General features: G+C 70.6%; 18 protein-coding genes. 4 read left to right on the top strand and 14 right to left on the bottom strand.

The features are described from left to right. Positions 1-14: 14 nt before the first annotated feature. On the bottom strand, positions 15-2,159 hold the full coding sequence (locus IEZ01_RS33250) for a primosomal protein N' (protein ID WP_189205489.1): 2,145 nt from the start codon (positions 2,157-2,159) through the stop codon (positions 15-17). 240 nt (positions 2,160-2,399) lie between these two features. Between IEZ01_RS33250 and IEZ01_RS33255 the strand changes: the two genes are divergently transcribed. The 4 genes from IEZ01_RS33255 to IEZ01_RS33270 all read left to right on the top strand — a co-directional run bounded on the left by IEZ01_RS33255 (position 2,400) and on the right by IEZ01_RS33270 (position 7,463). Then, complete coding sequence (locus IEZ01_RS33255) at positions 2,400-3,632, top strand: helix-turn-helix domain-containing protein (RefSeq protein WP_189205499.1); 1,233 nt, start codon at positions 2,400-2,402, stop codon at positions 3,630-3,632. A 45-nt stretch (positions 3,633-3,677) separates the two neighbouring features. Continuing rightward, on the top strand, positions 3,678-4,418 hold the full coding sequence (locus tag IEZ01_RS33260; protein WP_019884807.1) for a TIR domain-containing protein: 741 nt from the start codon (positions 3,678-3,680) through the stop codon (positions 4,416-4,418). An 89-nt stretch (positions 4,419-4,507) separates the two neighbouring features. Then, positions 4,508-6,334, top strand: a complete 1,827-nt coding sequence (locus IEZ01_RS33265) for a hypothetical protein (RefSeq protein ID WP_158685653.1) — start codon at positions 4,508-4,510, stop codon at positions 6,332-6,334. A gap of 55 nt (positions 6,335-6,389) precedes the next feature. Continuing rightward, on the top strand, positions 6,390-7,463 hold the full coding sequence (locus IEZ01_RS33270) for a phage holin family protein (RefSeq protein ID WP_229833334.1): 1,074 nt from the start codon (positions 6,390-6,392) through the stop codon (positions 7,461-7,463). A 66-nt stretch (positions 7,464-7,529) separates the two neighbouring features. On the opposite strand, the gene metK is transcribed toward IEZ01_RS33270, so the two are convergent. The 13 genes from metK to pyrR all read right to left on the bottom strand — a co-directional run bounded on the left by metK (position 7,530) and on the right by pyrR (position 21,883). Further along, positions 7,530-8,738: a methionine adenosyltransferase gene (gene metK, locus IEZ01_RS33275; protein ID WP_019884810.1), complete on the bottom strand. Its 1,209-nt coding sequence runs from the start codon at positions 8,736-8,738 to the stop codon at positions 7,530-7,532. Between the two features lie 314 nt (positions 8,739-9,052). Then, positions 9,053-10,267 carry a bifunctional phosphopantothenoylcysteine decarboxylase/phosphopantothenate--cysteine ligase CoaBC gene (coaBC, locus tag IEZ01_RS33280; RefSeq protein WP_019884811.1) on the bottom strand — a complete coding sequence of 405 codons (1,215 nt, stop codon included), beginning with the start codon at positions 10,265-10,267 and terminating at the stop codon, positions 9,053-9,055. 93 nt (positions 10,268-10,360) lie between these two features. After that, entirely contained in the window at positions 10,361-10,633 is a 273-nt protein-coding gene (rpoZ, locus tag IEZ01_RS33285) for a DNA-directed RNA polymerase subunit omega (protein ID WP_005319902.1), read from the bottom strand. Between the two features lie 86 nt (positions 10,634-10,719). Continuing rightward, positions 10,720-11,283 (bottom strand): guanylate kinase, encoded by a 564-nt coding sequence (gene gmk / locus IEZ01_RS33290; RefSeq protein WP_028797311.1) that lies wholly within the window; start codon positions 11,281-11,283, stop codon positions 10,720-10,722. A gap of 37 nt (positions 11,284-11,320) precedes the next feature. Further along, a complete protein-coding gene (locus IEZ01_RS33295; RefSeq protein WP_019884813.1) occupies positions 11,321-11,644 on the bottom strand; it encodes an integration host factor in 324 nt (107 codons plus the stop codon). 253 nt (positions 11,645-11,897) lie between these two features. Continuing rightward, on the bottom strand, positions 11,898-12,752 hold the full coding sequence (gene pyrF, locus IEZ01_RS33300; protein WP_019884814.1) for an orotidine-5'-phosphate decarboxylase: 855 nt from the start codon (positions 12,750-12,752) through the stop codon (positions 11,898-11,900). After that, positions 12,749-13,858, bottom strand: a complete 1,110-nt coding sequence (locus tag IEZ01_RS33305) for a quinone-dependent dihydroorotate dehydrogenase (RefSeq protein ID WP_019884815.1) — start codon at positions 13,856-13,858, stop codon at positions 12,749-12,751. The genes pyrF and IEZ01_RS33305 overlap by 4 nt, the downstream gene beginning before the upstream one ends. Before the next feature lie 76 nt (positions 13,859-13,934). Then, the gene (carB, locus tag IEZ01_RS33310) at positions 13,935-17,243 is read right to left on the bottom strand and encodes a carbamoyl-phosphate synthase large subunit (RefSeq protein ID WP_019884816.1); all 3,309 of its coding nucleotides are present in this window, start codon (positions 17,241-17,243) and stop codon (positions 13,935-13,937) included. Beyond that, positions 17,236-18,378, bottom strand: a complete 1,143-nt coding sequence (gene carA, locus IEZ01_RS33315; protein ID WP_019884817.1) for a glutamine-hydrolyzing carbamoyl-phosphate synthase small subunit — start codon at positions 18,376-18,378, stop codon at positions 17,236-17,238. The genes carB and carA overlap by 8 nt, the downstream gene beginning before the upstream one ends. Beyond that, positions 18,375-18,941, bottom strand: a complete 567-nt coding sequence (locus IEZ01_RS33320; protein WP_019884818.1) for a PH-like domain-containing protein — start codon at positions 18,939-18,941, stop codon at positions 18,375-18,377. The genes carA and IEZ01_RS33320 overlap by 4 nt, the downstream gene beginning before the upstream one ends. Further along, positions 18,938-20,224, bottom strand: a complete 1,287-nt coding sequence (locus tag IEZ01_RS33325) for a dihydroorotase (RefSeq protein WP_189205491.1) — start codon at positions 20,222-20,224, stop codon at positions 18,938-18,940. The genes IEZ01_RS33320 and IEZ01_RS33325 overlap by 4 nt, the downstream gene beginning before the upstream one ends. Positions 20,225-20,229: 5 nt before the next feature. After that, a complete protein-coding gene (locus IEZ01_RS33330) occupies positions 20,230-21,207 on the bottom strand; it encodes an aspartate carbamoyltransferase catalytic subunit (RefSeq protein ID WP_019884820.1) in 978 nt (325 codons plus the stop codon). A 109-nt stretch (positions 21,208-21,316) separates the two neighbouring features. Further along, on the bottom strand, positions 21,317-21,883 hold the full coding sequence (gene pyrR / locus IEZ01_RS33335) for a bifunctional pyr operon transcriptional regulator/uracil phosphoribosyltransferase PyrR (protein WP_019884821.1): 567 nt from the start codon (positions 21,881-21,883) through the stop codon (positions 21,317-21,319). Between the last annotated feature and the right edge of the window lie 176 nt (positions 21,884-22,059).

Genomic DNA, 22,059 nt, shown 5'->3' on the forward strand with positions numbered 1-22,059 from the left:
CTCCCCCACCCCCGTCAGCCGATGTCCGGTGGGTCCACCCGGATTCGCAGGGGTTCTCCCCCGCCCCGCGCCAGCCGGGCCGCCTGCGCCGCCTTCAGGGCGGCGGCCAGCGCCGCGCCGCTGCCCGGGGGGACCCGGATCAGGGCCCGCTCCCAGGTCTCGCCCGGTGGGGTGTCCCCGGGCCGGCGGGGGCCGCTCGGGCGGGTGACCGGCAGGGGCACCGGGCCGAGCACCTCCGCGTCACGTGGCAGCTCCGCCGTGGCGAGGAACGCCTCCAGGGCCTCCGGCCGGCCGCTGACCGCGGCCATCCGGGACACCGGCGGGAAGCCCAGTTCGGCCCGCTCGGCCAGCTCGCGCTGGGCGTGGCCGACGGGGTCCCACCGCACCAGCGCCTGCACCGGCCTCAGGGTGGGTTCGGCGACGGCCACGACCGTGCCGCCGTCCGCCTGGCCCCGTACCAGCGAGGCCGCGTCGATCCAGCGGCGCAGGGCCTCCTCGCCGGCGCGCAGGTCGGGGCGGCCGAGCATGGCCCAGCCGTCGAGCAGCAGCGCCGCCGCGTAGCCGCCTTCGGCGACGGGCTCGGCGCCGGGGGTGGACACCACGAGGGCGGGCCGCGCCGGAACGCTGTCGAGTATGTGGTCGCGGCCCGACGTCCGTACCGGAACCGCCGGAAACGCGCGGCCCAGCTCCTCGGCGGTGCGCCGGGCGCCCACCACCTGGGCCCGCAGACGCACGGCGCCACAGGCCACACAGTGCCAGCCGGGCTCGCCGCGCCCGCACCATCCACAGCGCAGATCCCGCTGCTCGGGCGCCTCCAGGGGCCCCGCGCAGTGGCGGCAGCGGGCGGGCGTACGGCACCGCTCGCAGGCCAGCCGGGGTACGTACCCCCGCCGGGGCACCTGCACCAGCACCGGCCCGCTCTTCAGGCCGTCCCGTACGACCTGCCAGGCGAGCGACGGCAGCCGGGCGGCGCGGGCGGCCTCGTCACGCGCCAGCTCGCCGTCGCCGACGGTCCGGACGAGCGGCGCGGCGATCCGGACCTGGTCGCGTCCGGCCGTGAGCGGCAGCGCCCATCCGGTCTCGACCAGCTGCGCTGCCTCCACGGTGCAGCTCGTACCGCCAAGCAGAAAGGCGCAGCGGTCGTGGGCCGCGCGCAGCAGCAGCACCTCGCGCGCGTGGGGCAGGGGGGCGTGCAGTTCGCTGTGGCTGGAGTCGCCGTCGTCCCAGATGGCGACGAGCCCAAGGTCCCGTACGGGCGCGAACATCGCCGCCCTCGTGCCGACGACCGCGCGCACGGAGCCCCGCCGGACGGCGAGCCACTGGCGGTAGCGCTTCTCCGGCCCGGCCTCGGCGGTCAGGACGGCATGGCGCCCCTCCCCCAGCAGCGCCGTGAGCGCGGCGTCCACGCGCGCGACGGCCCGCCCGTCGGGTACGACGACCAGCGCGCCGCGCCCGGAGGCGAGCGTCGCGGCCATGGCACGGGCCAGCTCCTCGGCCCAGTACGGCCCGGGCAGCGCGTTCCACACGGCCCTCGGCGCCCCGCCCTTGGCGAGCGCTTCGAGAAACGCCGGCCCCTTGGCGTACCGCTCCCAAATCCCGGCCTCGGGGGCCTCGGGCCGGGGCAGCGGCTCCGGCGACGGCCGCCCCTCGGCCCGCGCGCTGCGCGGCGGAACGGCCAGCTGGAGCACGTCGGCAAGGCTGCCCGCGTACCGGTCGGCGACGGCCCGCGCGAGCCCCAGCAGCTCGGCGCTGAGCACCGGCTCGGGCGAGACCACGTCGGCGAGCGCGGCCAGCGGCCCGGAGTAGTCGGAGTCGGCCCGCCGCTCGACCAGAAACCCGTCGATGAGCCGCCCACCCTCACGCCGCCCATCCCGCACCTGATGCGCCCCGGCCCCGAACCGCACCCGCACCCGCACCCCGGGCTGAGCGACGGCGTCCAGCTCCTCGGGCACGGCGTAGTCGAAGAACTGGTCGAGATGCAGCACTCCCTTGTTCACGACCACCCGCGCGACCGGCAACTCCTCGGCCAACGCGGCCCCCCGCCACGTCCGCGGCTTGGCCCGTGGCACCTTCGCCTTCCGCACGGTCTCCCGAATGAGCGCGAGCTGCTCCGGCGGCTCGGCCGCGGGGCGCTCGGGAGTCTCGTTCTCGCTGCTCACAGCCCCAGTCCTACCAGAACCCACTGACAGTGGCGGCGGGGCGGGCTTCGGCCACCGCCTGGCCGATTCGACGTTCTGGACAGGGTCGCCGCGGTGCGGTTGCCTTCCGCTCCGAAAGCGCAACCGCAAAAGGGAAACATGAAACTTCCCCGACCGCCTTGCCGGTGCCGTGCCGCCGGACCGAACCTGACACGCGTCGGGCAACGAGGGACGAGGGGAGTTGGGGTGGAGCGGCCACTGGTGTTCGGGGCTGAGCTGCGTCGCAGGCGGCTCGCGGCGGGGCTGACGCTGGCGCGTCTGGCCCAGGCCGTGCACTACAGCAAGGGGCAGCTGAGCAAGGTCGAGACGGGTCGCCAGCGCCCGACCACCGAACTCGCCAGGCTATGCGACTCCGTGCTCGACGCCGACGGCCGGCTCGCCGAACTGGCGGTCCGGGCAGCGCCTCCGCCTGTGGCTGCCGTGCCGAGCCGCCGCGAGGTGATGGCGGTCGGCGCCACCGCCGTCCTGGCCCTGGCCCCCTCCGGGCCGCGACCCGAACTACCTGACACGTCAGCCCTCCCCCAGCCCGGTCAGGATCTGGGCGGGACCCTGCTGGAAACCTCCCAGTCACTCTTCACGCAGTACCGCCGACTCGGTCAGATATCCCCACCCCAGGCCGTGCTGCCCGCCCTCGTCGCACAGACCGCCTCACTGGAGTCCCTCGCCGCCGGCTCCGGCCCTCGAACGGGAAAGGCGCTCCTGGCTCTCTGCGCACGCCACGCAGAGTTCGCCGGCTGGATGGCTCAGGAGGCGGGCGACGACACCGCCGCCCTGAGCTGGACGGCGCGTGCCGTGAAACTCGCCGCCACCTCCGGCGACCAGGACCTCGCGTCCTACGCACTGGTGCGCCGCGCTCTGGTTACCTTCTACCGGGGCGACGCGTCCGCCACCGTCGATCTGGCCCGCGGCGCACTTGTCAGCCGACTCCCGCCACGGATCCGAGGGCTGGCCGCGCAGCGCGAGGCACAAGGCCACGCCCTCGCCGGCGAGCAAGACGCATGCTTACGCGCTCTGGACCAGGCACGGCTGCTCCTCGCGACATCAGCCGATGACGCGGCTCCCGGCCCCCTCCTGGGCACCACACATCTGGTCGACCCGGTGTCGATGGTGACCGGCTGGTGCCTGCTCGATCTCGGCCGACCCCGACAGGCCGCCGAAATGCTCGACCGAGAAGTCGCTCGTATCCCGGCGAATGCGGTGCGAACCCACGTCCGGTATGGCGTCAGGCGCGCCCTCGCCCATGCCGTGGCCGGTGACATCGACCACGCGTGCGAGCTCACCGGCAAACTTCTCGCCGGTGTGGGGGCCGTCGACTCCGCCACCGTACGGCTGGACCTCAGACGCCTGGCACGGACCCTCTCCCGCCACCGCACGCACGGGGAAGTCCGCGCGCTCGCCCCGCGACTCACCGCGGCGCTGCACGACCTGCCCTGAAATCGGGTCCACCCACTACTTCATGCCCGAAGAGAGGACGCACCCATGCCCGAGATCTTCATCAATTACCGAACCGGCGACGGAAATGAGACAGCAGCGCTCCTGGACCACGCCCTGTCGGAGCGATTCGGTGAACGGTCGGTCTTTTTCGCCGGCCGCTCCATCAAACCCGGTCAGCAGTTCCCGCCCACCCTGCTGGGCAATGTACGTCGGTGCAGCGTCCTGGTCGCGGTGATCGGACTCAACTGGAACCCCGCAGGCCGGCTGCACGACGAGGAGGACTGGGTGCGGAAAGAGATCCTGGAAGCCTTTACATGTGGGATCCCGGTCGTTCCGGTTCTCAACGGACGCAAGGTGGAGCGTTTACGCCAAGACGATCTGCCGGCCGAACTCGCCCGGCTGGCAGACCTTCAATCGCTCCGCTTCGACACGCAGAGCCACGCCGTCGACGTCACCCGGATCGGCGACGAGCTGGCCGAGCTGGTGCCCTGGCTCAAGGAGACCGCTGCCGACCAGCGGCCCGAGCCTGCCCGACCGGGCGTGGGCGTACACAACTCGGTGGGGGGCGATGTGCACGGCACCGGGGTTCAGGCCCGGGACATCACCGGCGACATCGGCACGGTGATCAAGAACAACAGCGGTCCCATCCACGCCGGCTCGGGTGATCAGCACCACCACGCTCCCAACATCACCGGAGACGGCGCGGCGTATGTCGCGGGCGACAACCACGGCGGGATCAGGCACCATTTCGGCGGCTCACGCCGCAACGAGGCCGGTGATCGGTGAACGCGACGTACTGGACAGAGGTGTCCGGGACTCAGGGTCCCGTGCACACAGGACACGGGAACCAGTACAACCTCCTCCAATTCCACGGGGTGAGCACCCAGTCGACAGCGGACCCCGGCCGGTCCACGGGTGCTCGCGCCCTCGCCGAGGACCATCTGGCATGGCTCAAGGTCCGCTTCGTCGTGCCGGCCGGTCTGGGCCGCGCCCGCCGCACGCTGCACAGTCGGGGAACCGTACTGATCGACGGCTCTCCTGGAAGCGGCCGGAACGCGGCCGCCCGGATCCTGCTGCACGAGCTGCGGGGGCCGGGCGGTCTCCGGGAGCTGCTCCCCGAGGACGACGAGGGAAACCCGCGGCTCGACCCTTCCCATGTGGGGCAGGGCGACCGTCTTCTGCTCGATCTCTCGGCAGCCGAAGGAGATCTTTGGCGCTCGGTCCTCGGCCAGCTGCCGTCCTTGCATCAGACGGCCCGGGAGCGACAGGCACATCTCGCGGTGGTCGTCCCTCATCGACGGGAGGAGTCGCTCAGCCCCGAGCTGGACGCTCAACGCTGTGCGATCACCCGCCCTCCCGGCATCGATGTCCTCCGCCGAGCGTTGCGTTGCGAGCGCTTTCCCGTCGAGCAGCTGGACGCCCCGACCACCGAGTTGCGGCACTTCCTCGACGGCGATCCACCGGTACGGGACGTCGCCGATCTCGCCCGACTGATCCTTTCCGCACGTCGAACGGATCCGGACGCAGACTGGTTCGCCGAGGCCCTTTCCACACTCAATCGCCTCTCCCAGAAAGTGGCCTCTCATGTAGTGGCGCTCGCAGGTGGGCGACAACGCGCGCTGCTGCTGACCTCAGGAATGCTGCACGGAGCCCGCTCCGACGCCGTGTACGAGGCCACCGAGGCGCTGCTGCGCACCGTCTCGTACCCGCCCGATGAGCGGCCTCTGCTGGAGCGGGAAGATCTCTCCGAACGATTTCGTGAGGTCCAGGCGGCGCCCGGCGAGGACGGCCGCGTCCGGTTCTCCACCCCGGACTACGCCCACGCCGTGCGAACCCACTTCTGGGATCACATGCCGGGGCTACGGCCCCAACTTCGGCAGTGGGTCGGGGAGGTGCTGCTGCTGTCCTCCCTGTCCGGGCAGGACCGGGACTCGGTGGTCGCCGCCCTCACGGAGCAGTGCCTGCGCAGCGACGAGCCGGAAGCGCTGCTGGCCGTCGTGCGTCAGTGGGCCGCTCGTAACGACCCTCGTCTGGTCCAGGGAGCCGTCGAGGCGCTCGGGCACGGTCTGGAGGACGACCGAGCAGGGCGGACATTCCGGACCAGGGCCTACGAGTGGTCCAAAGACCCGGGGATTTCCGATGGCCTCGCCAGAGCCTTGGTCGCTGTCTGCGCCGACGTCATGGCCGCCCGCCACCCCGACCAGGCCATGGTGCGGCTGCACCATCTGGCCCGGCAGCGACGCCGCGGCTCCGACGCCCGGAGCCGTCTGCTGCAGCTCGTCCTCGCGGACAGGCGGCTGCACCGACGCATGCTCGACAGGCTGAACCGCTCGCTTCCGCTTCATCGTCATCCGGTCGACATCAGCCTCTTCCTGGAGGTCAGCGCGCCGAAACCGCTGACCGACCCCGGCGGTGGCGGCGTCGCGCTGCTTGCCGAGAAGGTCGTCCGGGCGCAGCTCACCGAGGGATGGGCCCTGGTCTTTGGACATGTGACGCGGGCCGTGTGGAGCCCGTACGCGGAGCAGTGGGTACGCGCCGCCGAGTCGGACGGACTCCACCAGGAAGCCCTGTTGGACGTGCTCATCCAGGCGGGCCGCTCAAGCGGCCTGGTCCTCGCCCAGCTGTACGTGCTCTCGCTGCGCGGCCCGCTTGCGCCCTTGCTGCATCAGAAGATCGATCTGGCCCAGGGGCTCCAGCCGTAGAGACCTCACAGTCGGTGCTTCCGAGAGTCCATCGATTCCCCCCGGAGACAAACCCATGAGTTCTGGACACAAGACCATGACAGCCTTCCTCGCCCTGATCGCCGGGCTTGTGCTGGCCATCATCGGCCTGTACGCGCAGTGGCCGTTATGGGCGTGGCCCGCCGCTCTCGGTGGTCTGGTCGCCGTCGCGGCGGGTGCTCTGATCACGGCGAATCGGCGTCGACCCGTCGTCCCGCCCGAACGGCGGGCCGAACCTGATCTGCCCATCCCACCGGTCGAACGCTGGGAACAGGTCGTACGGCATGTGGCGCTGCCGAGCCTGCTCGACGACTACGACTTTCTGGTGAGTGCCACAGTGCGCTGGCTGCCGGTCGACGCTCCGGCGAACGCGCCGCTGGTCAGTACGGGGGGCCTCGCCGTCGACTCGGTACTGGAACGGGCCCGACGCATCACCGTCCAGCAGCCACCGCACCGAAGCACGCTCGTGCAGCACCAGCTCAACGGCGAGCTGGCCACCATGGTGACCGACGCCAGTGGGCGGGTGATGGCGATGGCGGAGAACGTGTCGGTGACGCTCTCGGACCCGGACCGTGAGCGGCTCGAGAAGCTGGCGACGGTGCGCAAGGACGAGGCGGTGTGGGAGCACGAGCGCAAGTGGGAGCAGAGCAAGCGCGCCTATCTCGGTGACGACGTCCTCAAGACCACGGGGAGTGCGGTCGTGTGGTGGCTGGCGAAGAACAACGAACAGATCGACAAGACGGTCTCGGACATCGGTGTTCTCGCACGGCTCTCGTCGGCCGCTCGTGACGAGCCCGTTCCCGACGAACATGTGCATCAGCCGCCGGTGTCACATCAGCCGTACGAAGAACATCCGCGGGCATCGACCACCGAGGAGGGGGCTACGGCATCTGTCACCCAGCAGCTCGATCTCCTGATGCAGTCGGCAGGACTTGCCGCGGACGATCCGCGGCGCGTGCTCTTTGCCCGCCGGATGGCGGAGGTGGCCAAGCTCGCCGATCTGCCGGAGGTGGCCGAGGAGATCGAGGACGCTCTTGCACGTCGCGCGGCCGATCCGCTGGGCCTGGGGGACGACGATCCGGCGGGAGCGGGCCCGCGCCCATTTGAGTAAGCCCGAACGCCGAAGGCTCGGCCTCCCTGGCGGGATGCCGAGCCTTCGGTGTGCAGCTGTCGGGACCTACATCCCCGCCGCCTTGCGCAGCGCGTCCACGCGGTCCGTGCGCTCCCAGGTGAAGTCGGGGAGCTCGCGGCCGAAGTGGCCGTAGGCCGCCGTTTCGGCGTAGATCGGGCGGAGGAGGTCGAGGTCGCGGATGATCGCGGCCGGGCGGAGGTCGAAGACCTCGGCGATGGCGTGCTCGATCTTCTCGGTCTCGATGGTGTTGGTGCCGAAGGTCTCGACGAAGAGGCCCACGGGCTCCGCCTTGCCGATCGCGTACGCGACCTGGACCTCGCAACGCGCGGCGAGGCCGGCGGCCACGACGTTCTTGGCGACCCAGCGCATGGCGTAGGCGGCCGAGCGGTCGACCTTGGACGGGTCCTTGCCGGAGAAGGCGCCGCCGCCGTGGCGGGCCATGCCGCCGTAGGTGTCGATGATGATCTTGCGGCCGGTGAGGCCGGCGTCGCCCATCGGGCCGCCGATCTCGAAGCGGCCGGTCGGGTTCACCAGGAGGCGGTAGCCGTCGGTGTCCAGCTTGATGCCGTCGTCCAGAAGCTGCTTGAGGACGTGCTCGACGACGAACTCGCGGATGTCGGGCGCGAGCAGCGACTCGAGGTCGATGTCGGAGGCGTGCTGGGAGGAGACGACGACCGTGTCGAGGCGGACGGCCTTGTCGCCGTCGTACTCGATGGTGACCTGGGTCTTGCCGTCGGGACGCAGGTACGGGATGGTCCCGTTCTTGCGGACCTCGGTCAGGCGGCGGGAGAGCCGGTGCGCGAGGTGGATGGGGAGCGGCATCAGCTCGGGCGTCTCGTCGGACGCGTAGCCGAACATCAGGCCCTGGTCGCCGGCGCCCTGGCGGTCGAGCTCGTCGTCGTCGCCCTCGACACGGTTCTCGTACGCGGTGTCGACACCCTGCGCGATGTCGGGCGACTGCGAACCGATGGAGACCGAGACGCCGCAGGACGCGCCGTCGAAGCCCTTCTTCGAGGAGTCGTAGCCGATCTCGAGGATCTTGTTGCGGACGAGGGTGGGGATGTCCGCCCAGGCCTTGGTCGTGACCTCGCCGGCGACGTGCACCAGACCGGTGGTGATCAAGGTCTCCACGGCGACACGCGAGGTCGGGTCCTCGCGGAGCAACGCGTCGAGAATGGTGTCGCTGATCTGGTCAGCGATCTTGTCGGGGTGACCTTCGGTCACGGACTCCGAGGTGAAGAGACGACGGGACACAATGCTCCCTGGGGTTGCAGCGGCTGCTGGCTGATCATTTGCGGACCGGCAGGGGGCTGCGCCCCGCGTCCGTCCGTGGACAGTTTATCGGGCGCTCTCGCCGGGTGGACCAGGTATCTCGCAAGGTGGGAGGCGGATCACCTCCGGAAATGACCTTGACCGGAGGGCGAACACGACTCCCGAGGGGCCGGAAAGCCCGTTTTCATGCGGTTTGAAGCGCCTCTCAGGCTAACCGGGAACCTTTCAAAAAACTTCCGGAATCTTCATTTTCCGCGTGTTTCTGGCAGGAACCCACCCGGTGCCCGTCGAGTTCCCTACCCGTTTCCGGTGGTCATCCGGGGTGCCACAAGGTCCCAGACGGTGTCGGCGAGGTCTTCCTTGGGGCCGTACGGCACGGGAGTCTCGGCGCCGTCCGCGGCGAGGACAACCGCCTCGCTGGCCTCCGCGCCGAAGGTCTTGCGCTCCCCCACCTCGTTCACCACGAGCAGGTCGCAGCCCTTGCGGCGGAGCTTGTCGCGGCCGTTGGCCAGCACGTCGTCGGTCTCGGCGGCGAAGCCGACGATCACCTGACCGGGACGGGCCCGGCCGGCGGAGATCTCGGCGAGGATGTCGGGGTTGCGGACGAGTTCGACGGTGGGGGCTCCCCCGTCGTCCTTCTTCTTGATCTTGCCGGTGGCGTACTCGGCCGGGCGGAAGTCGGCGACGGCGGCCGCCATCACCACCGCGTCGGCGTCGGCGGCCGCCTTCAGGACGGCCTCGCGGAGCTGGACGGCGGTGGAGACGTGGACGACATCGACGCCCGCCGGGTCCGGGATGCCGGTGTTGGCCTCGATCAGGGTGACCCTGGCCCCCCGCGCGGCGGCGGTGCGCGCCAGGGCGTAGCCCTGCTTGCCGGAGGAGCGGTTGCCGAGGTAGCGCACGGGGTCCAGCGGCTCGCGCGTCCCGCCGGCGCTGATCACGACATGGCGGCCGGCGAGGTCCGGCTCGGAGACGCCGCGCACGAGGATCCGGCGGCAGATCTCGAAGATCTCGCCGGGGTCGGGCAGCCGGCCCTTGCCGGTGTCGACGCCGGTGAGCCGGCCGACGGCGGGCTCGATGACGACGGCGCCCCGGCGGCGCAGGGTGGCGACGTTCTCCTGGGTGGCGGGGTGCTCCCACATCTCGGTGTGCATGGCGGGCGCGAACACGACCGGGCAGCGGGCGGTGAGCAGGGTGTTGGTGAGCAGGTCGTCGGCGAGGCCGTGGGCGGCCTTGGCGAGGATGTCGGCGGTGGCCGGGGCGACGATCACGAGGTCGGCCTGCTGGCCGATGCGTACGTGCGGGACCTCGTGGACGTCCGACCAGACCTCGGTGGAGACCGGGTTGCCGGAGAGCGCCGACCAGGTCGCGGCGCCGACGAAGTTGAGGGCCGATCCGGTCGGTACGACCCGTACGTCGTGGCCCGACTCGCTCAGCCGCCGCAGCAGCTCGCACGCCTTGTAGGCGGCGATCCCGCCGCTGACCCCCAGGACGACCTTCGGCTTGTGCACTGAGACTCCCCGCACTCGGTTTCGTACCACCCCATCACACACCACAGGCCCGGCGGATGCTCCGCCGGGCCTGTGGCCAGAAACACCATGTGCCTACTGCGCGGGGCCCTCGATGGCCTCGGAGGTCAGCAGGCCCGCGTTGATCTCGCGCAGGGCGATCGACAGCGGCTTCTCGTGGACGTGGGTGTCCACGAGCGGGCCCACGTACTCGAGCAGGCCCTCGCCGAGCTGGGAGTAGTACGCGTTGATCTGACGAGCGCGCTTGGCCGCGTAGATCACGAGGCTGTACTTCGAGTCGGTGGCCTCGAGCAGCTCGTCGATCGGCGGGTTGATGATGCCCTCGGGCGCGGTGATGGAAGAGGACACGCTCTAGCCTTCCGAAGAAACTTCTGGGTTCATCTGATCCGGGTGATCAGATCTGAGTGACTCTGATCCGAGTGATCAGAAAAAGATCAAACAACTTCCATCAAGGCTAGCAGCTCGCGTGCTACGTCCTCGACGGAGGTGTTGACCAGGGTGACGTCGAATTCCGATTCGGCTGCCAGCTCGACCTTCGCGACCGTCAGACGGCGCTCGATCACCTCGGGCGACTCGGTGCCCCGGCCGGTGAGCCGGCGGACCAGCTCCTCCCAGCTCGGCGGCGCCAGGAAGACCAGCTGCGCCTCGGGCATCGACTCGCGGACGAGCCGGGCGCCCTGGAGGTCGATCTCCAGCAGGACGGGCTCGCCCCGGTCCAGCCGCTCCAGCACGGGCCCGCGAGGGGTGCCGTAGCGGTTGCCCGCGAATTCGGCCCACTCCAGCAGCTCGCCGTTGGCGATCAGCTTGTCGAACTCCTCGTCCGAGACGAAGAAGTACTGGACACCGTCGCGCTCGCCAGGGCGCGGCTTGCGCGTGGTGGCCGAGACCGAGAGCCAGACCTCGGGGTGGACCTTGCGCATATGAGCGACGACCGTGCTCTTGCCGACCCCTGAGGGGCCGGAGAGCACGGTCAATCGCGGACGAACCTGTGCAGCCATGCGGCGATTATTCCAGCTTCCCGGGTGTGCCCGGGACTCAGGCGCCGGTGCTGCCGAACTCGCGCTCCAAGGAGGCGATCTGGTTGGAGCCGAGACCGCGCACGCGGCGGCTCTCGGAGATGCCGAGCCGCTCCATGATCTGCTTGGCGCGGACCTTGCCCACGCCGGGCAGGGACTCAAGGAGCGCGGAGACCTTCATCTTGCCGATGACGTCGTTCTCCTGGCCCTGCTTGATGACGTCGTGCAGGGAGGCGCCGGAGTGCTTGAGTCGATTCTTGACCTCGGCCCGCTCCCGGCGAGCCGCGGCGGCCTTTTCGAGCGCGGCTGCGCGCTGTTCAGGGGTAAGGGGCGGAAGAGCCACGCCTACGTCACCTCGGATGTCGAACTGTCGGATACGGACCGGTGAGGAACCTAGTCGCCCCACACCAGGGGAGCGACGAAGCGAAGGTGGGACCGTCGCAACGCCGACTCTGCGTCGGAGACTAGCGGCCAGGACCGCTCTAGTCAGCGAGAAAAGACTAAAAGTCCTGGTCAGCATCGACCGACCAGGACATTTAGGTCAATTCGACCGGGTTTTGAGCCAAGATTCCGTCAAGGCGTCCACATGGCGTCCGTCAGTCGGTCGCCGCGACCGCGTCCTGGATCTCCTCCGCGTACCTCGTGGCCGCCTCACGCAGGGCGGTCGCGTCAGGTCCGTACGTCAGTACGCCCCGGCTCACGTTCGGCACCACGTTGCGCACCGCGGGGCCGAAGACGGCCGGCAGGTCCGCCGGGGTGGCTCCCTGGGCGCCGATGCCGGGGGCGAGCAGCGGCCCGTTGATGTCGAGGTCGAAGGAGGAGAGGTCGCCGAGCGTGGCACCGACCACGGCTCCGAAGGAGCCCATGGGCTCCTCTCCCGCGTTCTCGTCGGCGAGGTGGCCGAGCATGATCGCGCCGATGGTGCGGCCGGCCGGATCGTCGGGACGGACCGCGCGCTGCACCTCGGCACCCTCCGGGTTGGAGGTCAGGGCGAGCACGAAGAGCCCCGCGCCGCTCTCCCTGGCCAGCTCGACGGCCGGGCGCAGGGATCCGTAGCCGAGGTACGGCGAGACGGTCAGCGCGTCGGAGAAGAGCGGCGAGTCCTTGCGCAGGTACGTCTCGGCGTAGGCGGCCATGGTGGAGCCGATGTCGCCGCGCTTGGCGTCCATGACGACCAGGGCGCCCGCCTCGCGCAGGTCGGCGACGGCCTGCTCCAGGACGGCGATGCCACGGGAGCCGAACCGCTCGAAGAACGCGGACTGCGGCTTGAAGACGGCGACGTGCTCGGCCAGGGACTCCACGACCGTGCGGGTGAAGCGCTCCAGGCCGTTGATGTCGTCGCCCAGGCCCCAGGCGGACAGCAGGGAGGCGTGCGGGTCGATGCCGACGCAGAGCGGGCCGCGGGTGTCCATGGCGTGGCGCAGGCGGGTGCCGAACGGTTCGAGAGTCACTGGACGGCCTTTCGGTTGTCGGCGCCGACGGCCTCGGCGAGCGTGGCGTACGGGCTGGCAGCGAGCCGGGCGGCGAGGCCCTTGTGGATCGCGCGGGCGTAGAACGGGCCCTCGTAGATGAAGGCGCTGTAGCCCTGGATCAGGGTGGCACCGGCGAGGATGCGCTGCCAGGCGTCCTCGGCGTTCTCGATGCCGCCGACGCCGATCAGGACCAGCCGGTCGCCCACGCGCGCGTGGAGGCGGCGCAGGACCTCCAGGGAGCGTGCCTTGACGGGCGCGCCGGACAGCCCGCCGACCTCCTTGACCAGGGACGGGGCGGACTTCAGGCCGAGGCCCTCGCGGGCGATGGTGGTGTTGGTGGCGATGATGCCGTCCAGGCCCAGCTCCAGGGCGAGGTCGGCGACCGCGTCGACGTCCTCGTCGGCCAGATCGGGGGCGATCTTGACGAGGAGGGGGACGCGTCGGTCGGTGACCGTACGGTCGGCGGCCTCGCGTACGGCCGTCAGCAGGGGCCGCAGGGACTCGGTGGCCTGGAGGTTGCGCAGGCCCGGGGTGTTGGGCGAGGAGACGTTGACCACGAGGTAGTCGGCGTGGGCGGCGAGCCGCTTGGTCGACTTCACGTAGTCGTCGGCGGCCTCGGCCTCCGGGACGATCTTGGTCTTGCCGATGTTGACGCCGACGACGGTCCGGAAGACCGGCACGCGCGCGTGGAGGCGGGCGGCGACGGCGGCGGAGCCCTCGTTGTTGAAGCCCATGCGGTTGATCAGGGCGCGGTCCGGCACGAGCCGGAAGAGGCGCTTCTTGGGGTTGCCGGGCTGCGGCTCGCCGGTGACCGTCCCGATCTCGACGTGGTCGAAGCCGAGCATCGACATGCCGTCGATGGCGACGGCGTTCTTGTCGAAGCCGGCGGCGAGCCCGAAGGGGCCGTGCATGCGCAGGCCGAGGGCCTCGGTGCGCAGCTCCTTGTACCGGGGCGCCAGGACGGCGGCCACGAGGGTGCGCAGCACCGGGACGCGGGCGGCCAGGCGGATCCACCGGAAGGCCAGGTGGTGGGCGCTCTCGGGGTCCATCCGCTTGAAGACCAGCTGGAAGAAGAGTTTGTACATCGTCCGATTCCTCAGGGCGCTCATGGCGAGGGGGACACCGTCTTGCCTGTGGTGTCCCCCTGCGCGTGTCGGGCTGCTAGTCGCGGGCCGCGGTCAGGTGCTCCGCGTGCTCCTGGAGCGAGCGGACGCCGACCTCGCCGCGTCCGAGGGCGTCGATGCCCTGGACGGCCGCCGCGAGCGCCTGGACCGTGGTGAGGCACGGGACGCCGCGCGCCACCGCCGCCGTACGGATGTCGTAGCCGTCGAGCCGGCCGCCGGTGCCGTACGGGGTGTTGACGATGAGGTCGACCTCGCCCTCGTGGATGAGGCGGACGATGGTCTTCTCGCCGCCCGGGCCCTCGCCCTCGGACTGCTTGCGCACCACAGTGGCGTGGATGCCGTTGCGCTTGAGGACCTCGGCGGTGCCGGAGGTGGCGAGCAGCTCGAAGCCGTGGGCGACCAGCTCGCGCGCCGGGAAGATCATCGAGCGCTTGTCGCGGTTGGCGACGGAGATGAACGCGCGGCCCTTGGTGGGCAGCGGGCCGTAGGCGCCGGCCTGCGACTTGGCGTAGGCCGTGCCGAAGACCGTGTCGATGCCCATGACCTCGCCGGTGGAGCGCATCTCCGGGCCGAGGACGGTGTCCACGCCGCGGCCGTGGATGTCGCGGAAGCGGCTCCACGGCATCACGGCCTCCTTGACGGAGATCGGCGCGTCCAGCGGCAGCGTGCCGCCGTCGCCGGTCTTCGGCAGCAGACCCTCGGCGCGCAGCTCGGCGATGGTGGCACCGAGCGAGATGCGGGCGGCGGCCTTCGCGAGCGGGACGGCGGTCGCCTTCGAGGTGAAGGGGACGGTACGGGAGGCGCGCGGGTTGGCCTCCAGGACGTAGAGGATGTCGCCGGCCATCGCGAACTGGATGTTGATCAGGCCGCGGACGCCGACGCCCTTGGCGATGGCCTCGGTGGAGGCGCGCAGCCGCTTGATGTCGAAGCCGCCGAGGGTGATCGGGGGCAGGGCGCAGGCCGAGTCGCCGGAGTGGATTCCGGCCTCCTCGATGTGCTCCATCACGCCGCCGAGGTAGAGCTCGGTGCCGTCGTAGAGCGCGTCCACGTCGATCTCGATCGCGTCGTCGAGGAAGCGGTCGACGAGGACGGGACGGGTCGGCGAGATCTCGGTGGACTCGGCGATGTACGCCTCCAGCCGGGTCTCGTCGTAGACGATCTCCATGCCGCGGCCGCCGAGCACGTACGAGGGGCGTACGAGGACGGGGTAGCCGATCTCGTCGGCGATGGCCTTGGCGCCGGCGAAGGTGGTGGCGGTGCCGTGCTTGGGGGCGGGCAGGCCGGCGTCGGCGAGGACCTGGCCGAAGGCACCGCGGTCCTCGGCGGCGTGGATCGCCTCGGGTGACGTGCCGACGACGGGGACGCCGTTGTCCTTGAGCGCCTGGGACAGGCCCAGCGGGGTCTGGCCGCCGAGCTGGACGACGACACCGGCGACGGGTCCGGCCAGGGTCTCCGCGTGGACGATCTCCAGCACGTCCTCGAGCGTCAGCGGCTCGAAGTACAGGCGGTCGGAGGTGTCGTAGTCGGTGGAGACGGTCTCCGGGTTGCAGTTGACCATCACGGTCTCGAAGCCGGCCTCGCTCAGGGCGAAGGAGGCGTGGACACAGGAGTAGTCGAACTCGATGCCCTGGCCGATGCGGTTCGGGCCGGAGCCGAGGATGATCACGGCGGGCTTCTCGCGCGGCGCGACCTCGCTCTCCTCGTCGTAGGACGAGTAGAAGTACGGGGTCTTGGCGGCGAACTCGGCGGCGCAGGTGTCGACGGTCTTGTAGACCGGGCGTACGCCGAGGGCATGCCGGACCTCGCGGACGACGTCCTCGCGCAGGCCGCGGATGTCGGCGACCTGGGCGTCGGAGAAGCCGTGGCGCTTGGCCTCGGCGAGCAGCTCGGGCTGGAGCTTCTCGGCGGCGGCCAGCTCGTCGGCGATCTCCTTGATCAGGAAGAGCTGGTCGACGAACCAGGGGTCGATCTTCGTGGCGTCGAAGACCTCTTCCTGGGTGGCGCCGGCCCGGATGGCCTGCATGACGGTGTTGATCCGGCCGTCGGTGGGGCGGACGGCGGCGGCCAGCAGCTCCGCCTTGTCCCCGGGGTCGCCGGTGAAGGTGAACTGGCTGCCCTTCTTCTCCAGGGAGCGCAGGGCCTTCTGCAGGGCCTCGGTGAAGTTACGGCCGATGGCCATGGCCTCGCCGACCGACTTCATGGTCGTGGTCAGCGTGGAGTCGGCGACCGGGAACTTCTCGAACGCGAAGCGCGGGGCCTTGACGACGACGTAGTCGAGGGTCGGCTCGAAGGAGGCCGGGGTCTTCTCGGTGATGTCGTTGGGGATCTCGTCCAGCGTGTAGCCGACGGCGAGCCGGGCCGCGATCTTGGCGATCGGGAAGCCGGTGGCCTTGGAGGCGAGCGCGGAGGAGCGGGAGACGCGCGGGTTCATCTCGATGACGATGATCCGGCCGTCTTCCGGGTTGACCGCGAACTGGATGTTGCAGCCGCCGGTGTCGACGCCGACCTCGCGGATGATCGCGATGCCGATGTCGCGCAGGCGCTGGTACTCGCGGTCGGTGAGGGTCATCGCCGGGGCGACGGTGATCGAGTCACCGGTGTGCACGCCCATCGGGTCGAAGTTCTCGATGGAGCAGACGACCACGACGTTGTCGGCCTTGTCGCGCATCAGCTCCAGCTCGTACTCCTTCCAGCCGAGGATGGACTCCTCCAGGAGCACCTCGGTGGTCGGGGAGAGCGTCAGGCCCTGGCCGGCGATCCGGCGCAGCTCGTCCTCGTCGTGGGCGAAGCCGGAGCCGGCGCCGCCCATGGTGAAGGAGGGGCGGACGACGACGGGGTAGCCGCCGAGGGTCTCGACGCCCTTGAGCACGTCGTCCATGGAGTGGCAGATGACCGAGCGGGCGGACTCGCCGTGGCCGATCTTGGCGTTGACGGCCTCGACGACGCCCTTGAAGAGGTCGCGGTCCTCGCCCTTGTGGATGGCCTCGACGTTGGCGCCGATGAGCTCGACACCGTACTTCTCCAGCACACCCTGCTCGTGCATGGAGATGGCGGTGTTGAGCGCGGTCTGGCCGCCCAGGGTGGGCAGCAGCGCGTCGGGGCGCTCCTTGGCGATGATCTTCTCGACGAACTCGGGGGTGATCGGCTCGACGTAGGTGGCGTCGGCGATCTCCGGGTCGGTCATGATCGTGGCCGGGTTGGAGTTGACCAGGATGACGCGCAGACCCTCGGACTTGAGGACGCGGCAGGCCTGGGTGCCGGAGTAGTCGAACTCGGCGGCCTGGCCGATGACGATCGGACCGGAGCCGATGACCAGGACGGACTGGATATCGGAGCGCTTAGGCACGCTGGCCCTCCATCAGGGATACGAAGCGGTCGAAGAGGTACGCGGCGTCGTGCGGGCCGGCGGCCGCCTCGGGGTGGTACTGGACGCTGAAGGCCGGCCGGTCGAGCAGCTGGAGGCCCTCCACCACGTTGTCGTTGAGGCAGACGTGGGAGACCTCGGCGCGGCCGTAGGGGGTGTCGGAGACCTGGTCGAGCGGGGCGTCGACGGCGAATCCGTGGTTGTGCGCGGTGACCTCGACCTTGCCGGTCGTCCGGTCCTGCACGGGCTGGTTGATGCCGCGGTGGCCGTACTTCAGCTTGTACGTGCCGAAGCCGAGCGCGCGGCCCAGGATCTGGTTGCCGAAGCAGATGCCGAACAGCGGGGTCTTGCGCTCCAGGACGGCCTGCATGACGGCGACGGGGCCGTCGGCGGTGGACGGGTCGCCGGGGCCGTTGGAGAAGAAGACACCGTCGGGGTTGACGGCGTAGACGTCCTCGGCGGTGGCGGTGGCGGGCAGGACGTGCACCTCGATGCCGCGCTCGGCCATGCGGTGCGGGGTCATGCCCTTGATGCCGAGGTCGACCGCGGCGACGGTGAACTTCTTCTCACCGATCGCGGGGACGACGTAGGTCTCCTTGGTGGCGACCTCGGCGGAGAGGTCGGCGCCGCTCATCTCGGGGGCCTGGCGGACCTCGGCGAGCATGGTGCCCTCGTCGGGCAGCGCGTTGCCGGAGAAGATGCCGACGCGCATGGCGCCGCGCTCGCGCAGGTGGCGGGTGAGGGCGCGGGTGTCGATGCCGGAGATGCCGACGACGCCCTGGGCGGCCAGCTCCTCGTCGAGGGAGCGCCGGGAGCGCCAGTTCGACGGGATGCGGGCGGGGTCGCGGACGACGTAGCCGGCCACCCAGATCCGGGACGACTCGGGGTCCTCGTCGTTGACGCCGGTGTTGCCGACGTGCGGGGCGGTCATGATCACGACCTGGCGGTGGTACGACGGGTCGGTGAGGGTCTCCTGGTAGCCGGTCATGCCGGTGGAGAACACGGCCTCGCCGAAGGTCTCCCCCACGGCCCCGTAGGCGCGGCCGCGGAAGATGCGGCCGTCCTCCAGGACGAGTACGGCGGGAGCTTTCGCGGCTCCCCGAGTGGAGGTCGTCATCGTGCGGTGCCTTCCGTCGTGTTGGTCATGCTGTTCAGGGTCTCGACCCAGGTGGTGTGTTCCGCGGCCCGGTCGGAGCGGAAGCCGGAGTCGATCAGCTGGTCGCCGTGCGCCCAGGTGACGACCAGCAGTCCGCCCTCGGCGAGGACCTTGCCCGCAATCCCCTTGTCGAGCCGGGCCTCACGCAGGGCGGCGGCCGGGATGAAGAAGTCGTTCGCGCCGGGGCGTACGACCTCGACGCCGGCCTCGGTGAGCGTGAGCTCGACGCGGCTGCGGGTGCCGAGGCCATGGGCGACGATCCGGTCGAGCCACTGCCCGGCGGTGGTGGAGCCGTGGTAGCGGCCGCTCAGCTCAAGTCTCGCCTCGCCGGGCCGCTCGGGCGCGCTGGGCAGCTCCGGCAGGGCTGACTGGAGGCTGCCGCGCCACTTCCATCCCTGGCGCATCAGCCAGTAGACGAAGGCCACGAAGAGGGCGAGGCCGACCACCCAGCCGATGCGTCCGGCCCAGTTGGTCACTTCCGCCGATTTCTCTTCGGCGGCGGCCAGGATGATGAGTGAAGTCACGCGAGGTTCCCGTCGACGACCGTTGCCCGGCCCCGCAGGAAGGTGTGGGTGACGCGCCCCGGCAGCTCGCGGCCCTCGTAGGGGGTGTTTCGGCTGCGGGAGGCGAAGCCCGCGGGGTCCACGGCTCCACGGTATGCCGGATCGACCAGGGTCAGGTTGGCGGGCTCACCTGCCGAGACGGGGCGGCCGTGGCCGGTGGCCCGGCCGATCCGGGCGGGTGCGAAGGACATCCGGTCGGCGACCTCGGCCCAGGTGAGCAGGCCGGTGTCGACCATCGTCTGCTGGACCACTGAGAGCGCTGTCTCCAGGCCGACCATGCCCATGGCGGCGGCGGCCCACTCGCAGTCCTTGTCCTCGTGCGGGTGCGGGGCGTGGTCGGTGGCGACGATGTCGATCGTGCCGTCGGCCAGGGCCTCGCGCAGGGCCATCACGTCGCGCTCGGTGCGCAGCGGCGGGTTGACCTTGTAGACCGGGTTGTACGTACGGACCAGCTCGTCGGTGAGGAGGAGGTGGTGCGGGGTGACCTCGGCGGTGACGTCGATGCCGCGCGACTTGGCCCAGCGGACGATCTCCACCGAGCCGGCGGTCGACAGGTGGCAGATGTGCACCCGGGAGCCGACGTGCTCGGCGAGGAGCACGTCGCGCGCGATGATCGACTCCTCGGCGACGGCGGGCCAGCCGCCGAGGCCGAGCTCGGCCGAGACGATGCCCTCGTTCATCTGGGCGCCCTCGGTCAGCCGGGGCTCCTGGGCGTGCTGGGCGACGACGCCGCCGAAGGCCTTCACGTACTCCAGGGCGCGGCGCATGATCACGGCGTCGTCGACGCACTTGCCGTCGTCGGAGAAGACGGTGACGCCGGCGGCCGAGTCGTGCATGGCGCCGAGCTCGGCGAGCTTCTTGCCCTCGAGGCCGACGGTGACGGCGCCGATCGGCTGGACGTCGCAGTAGCCGGACTGCCGGCCGAGACGGTACACCTGCTCGACGACGCCGGCGGTGTCGGCGACCGGGAAGGTGTTGGCCATGGCGAACACCGAGGTGTAGCCGCCCTTGGCGGCGGCGCGGGTGCCGGTGAGGACGGTCTCGGAGTCCTCGCGGCCGGGCTCACGCAGATGGGTGTGGAGGTCGACGAGGCCCGGCAGGAGGATCTGGCCCTCGGCGTCGACGACCTGAGCGCCCTCGGCGGACAACCCGGTGCCTACGGCCTCGATGGTCTCGCCGTCGATCAGGACGTCCTGGGCGTCGCCGCCGAGCACCTTCGCACCGCGGATAAGGATCTTGCTCATGGGTCTTACTTCTCCTCGGTACGGGGGTTGGGGGCGTCGGATTCGTTGCCGCCGAGCAGCAGGTAGAGAACGGCCATCCGGATGGAGACGCCGTTGGCCACCTGCTCGACGACCGTGCAGCGGTCGGAGTCGGCGACCTCGGCGGTGATCTCCATGCCGCGGACCATCGGGCCGGGGTGCATGACGATGGCGTGCTCCGGCATCTTGGCCATCCGCTCGCCGTCGAGCCCGTAACGCCGCGAGTACTCGCGCTCGGTCGGGAAGAAGGCGGCGTTCATCCGCTCCCGCTGCACACGCAGCATCATCACCGCGTCGGACTTGGGCAGCACGCTGTCGAGGTCGTAGCTGACGTCGGCGGGCCAGTGGTCGACGCCGACCGGCAGCAGGGTGGGCGGGGCGACCAGGGTGACCTGGGCGCCGAGGGTGTGCAGCAGGTCCACGTTGGAGCGGGCGACCCGGCTGTGCAGCACGTCGCCGACGAGGGTGATGTGCTTTCCGGCCAGGTCCTGCCCGAGGCCGGCGTCCCGGCCGACCAGGCGGCGGCGCATGGTGAAGGCGTCCAGGAGGGCCTGAGTGGGGTGCTGGTGGGTGCCGTCGCCCGCGTTGATGACGGGCGCGTCGATCCAGCCGGAGTTGGCCAGCCGGTAGGGCGCGCCGGAGGCGCTGTGCCGGATGACGACGGCGTCGACGCCCATCGCCTCCAGGGTCTGGGCGGTGTCCTTGAGGGACTCGCCCTTGGAGACGCTGGAACCCTTCGCCGCGAAGTTGATCACATCGGCGGAGAGTCGCTTCTCGGCGGCCTCGAAGGAGATCCGGGTCCGGGTGGAGTCCTCGAAGAAGAGGTTGCAGACCGTTCGGCCGCGCAGGGTCGGCAGCTTCTTGATCGGCCGGTCGGCGACCCGGGCCATCTCCTCGGCGGTGTCGAGGAGGAGCACGGCTTCGTCGCGGGTGAGATCGGCGGCCGAGATGAGGTGACGCATCATCGGGGGTTTCTCCGTGGTGGGGAGGTCGGGGGTCCGGGGGTGTGCCCCGGAGGCCCCTCGGGCATGCGGGCGCGCAGGGCTGTGCCCTGGACCCGTCGGGAAGCCGGTCCTACGCGGAGGCGGGCTGCGTACCGAGCAGCACGGTGTCGCGACCGTCCTCCTCGGCGAGCTGCACCTTGACCGTCTCCCGCAGCGACGTGGGGAGGTTCTTGCCGACGTAGTCGGCACGGATCGGGAGTTCACGGTGACCGCGGTCGACGAGGACCGCGAGCTGCACGGCGCGAGGCCGGCCGATGTCGCCGAGCGCGTCGAGCGCGGCGCGGATGGTGCGGCCGGAGAAGAGCACGTCGTCGACGAGGACGACCAGACGGCCGTCGATGCCGTCACCGGGGATCTCGGTGCGGGCCAGGGCACGCGCCGGGCGCAGCCGCAGGTCGTCGCGGTACATGGTGATGTCGAGGGAGCCGACCGGGATCTTCCGTCCGGTGATGTCGGCGAGCTTGTCGGCCAGTCGGCGGGCGAGGAACACCCCGCGGGTGGGAATGCCGAGAAGCACCACGTCGTCCGCGCCCTTGGCGCGCTCGACGATCTCGTGGGCGATGCGGGTCAGTACCCGCGCGATGTCGGGGCCCTCGAGAACAGGGCGTGCCGCATCGGTGTGCTGCGTTGCGTCCATACGAAACGGACCTCCTTCTCCGCCTCACGGGACGGACCTTAAAGGACGTCGGAATTGCGCCCTCCACGTTAGCAGGGCCTTGGGGGTGCTTCGGTCTCACCCCCGCGGGTGAGCCGGTACGGACCATTCGGCTTGACGCAGCCAAGTAACGCTGCGTAACCTCACAGTGAGTTACC

This window comes from Streptomyces purpureus, assembly GCF_014648195.1.
In the GTDB taxonomy this organism is placed as follows: Bacteria; Actinomycetota; Actinomycetes; order Streptomycetales; family Streptomycetaceae; genus Streptomyces; species Streptomyces purpureus.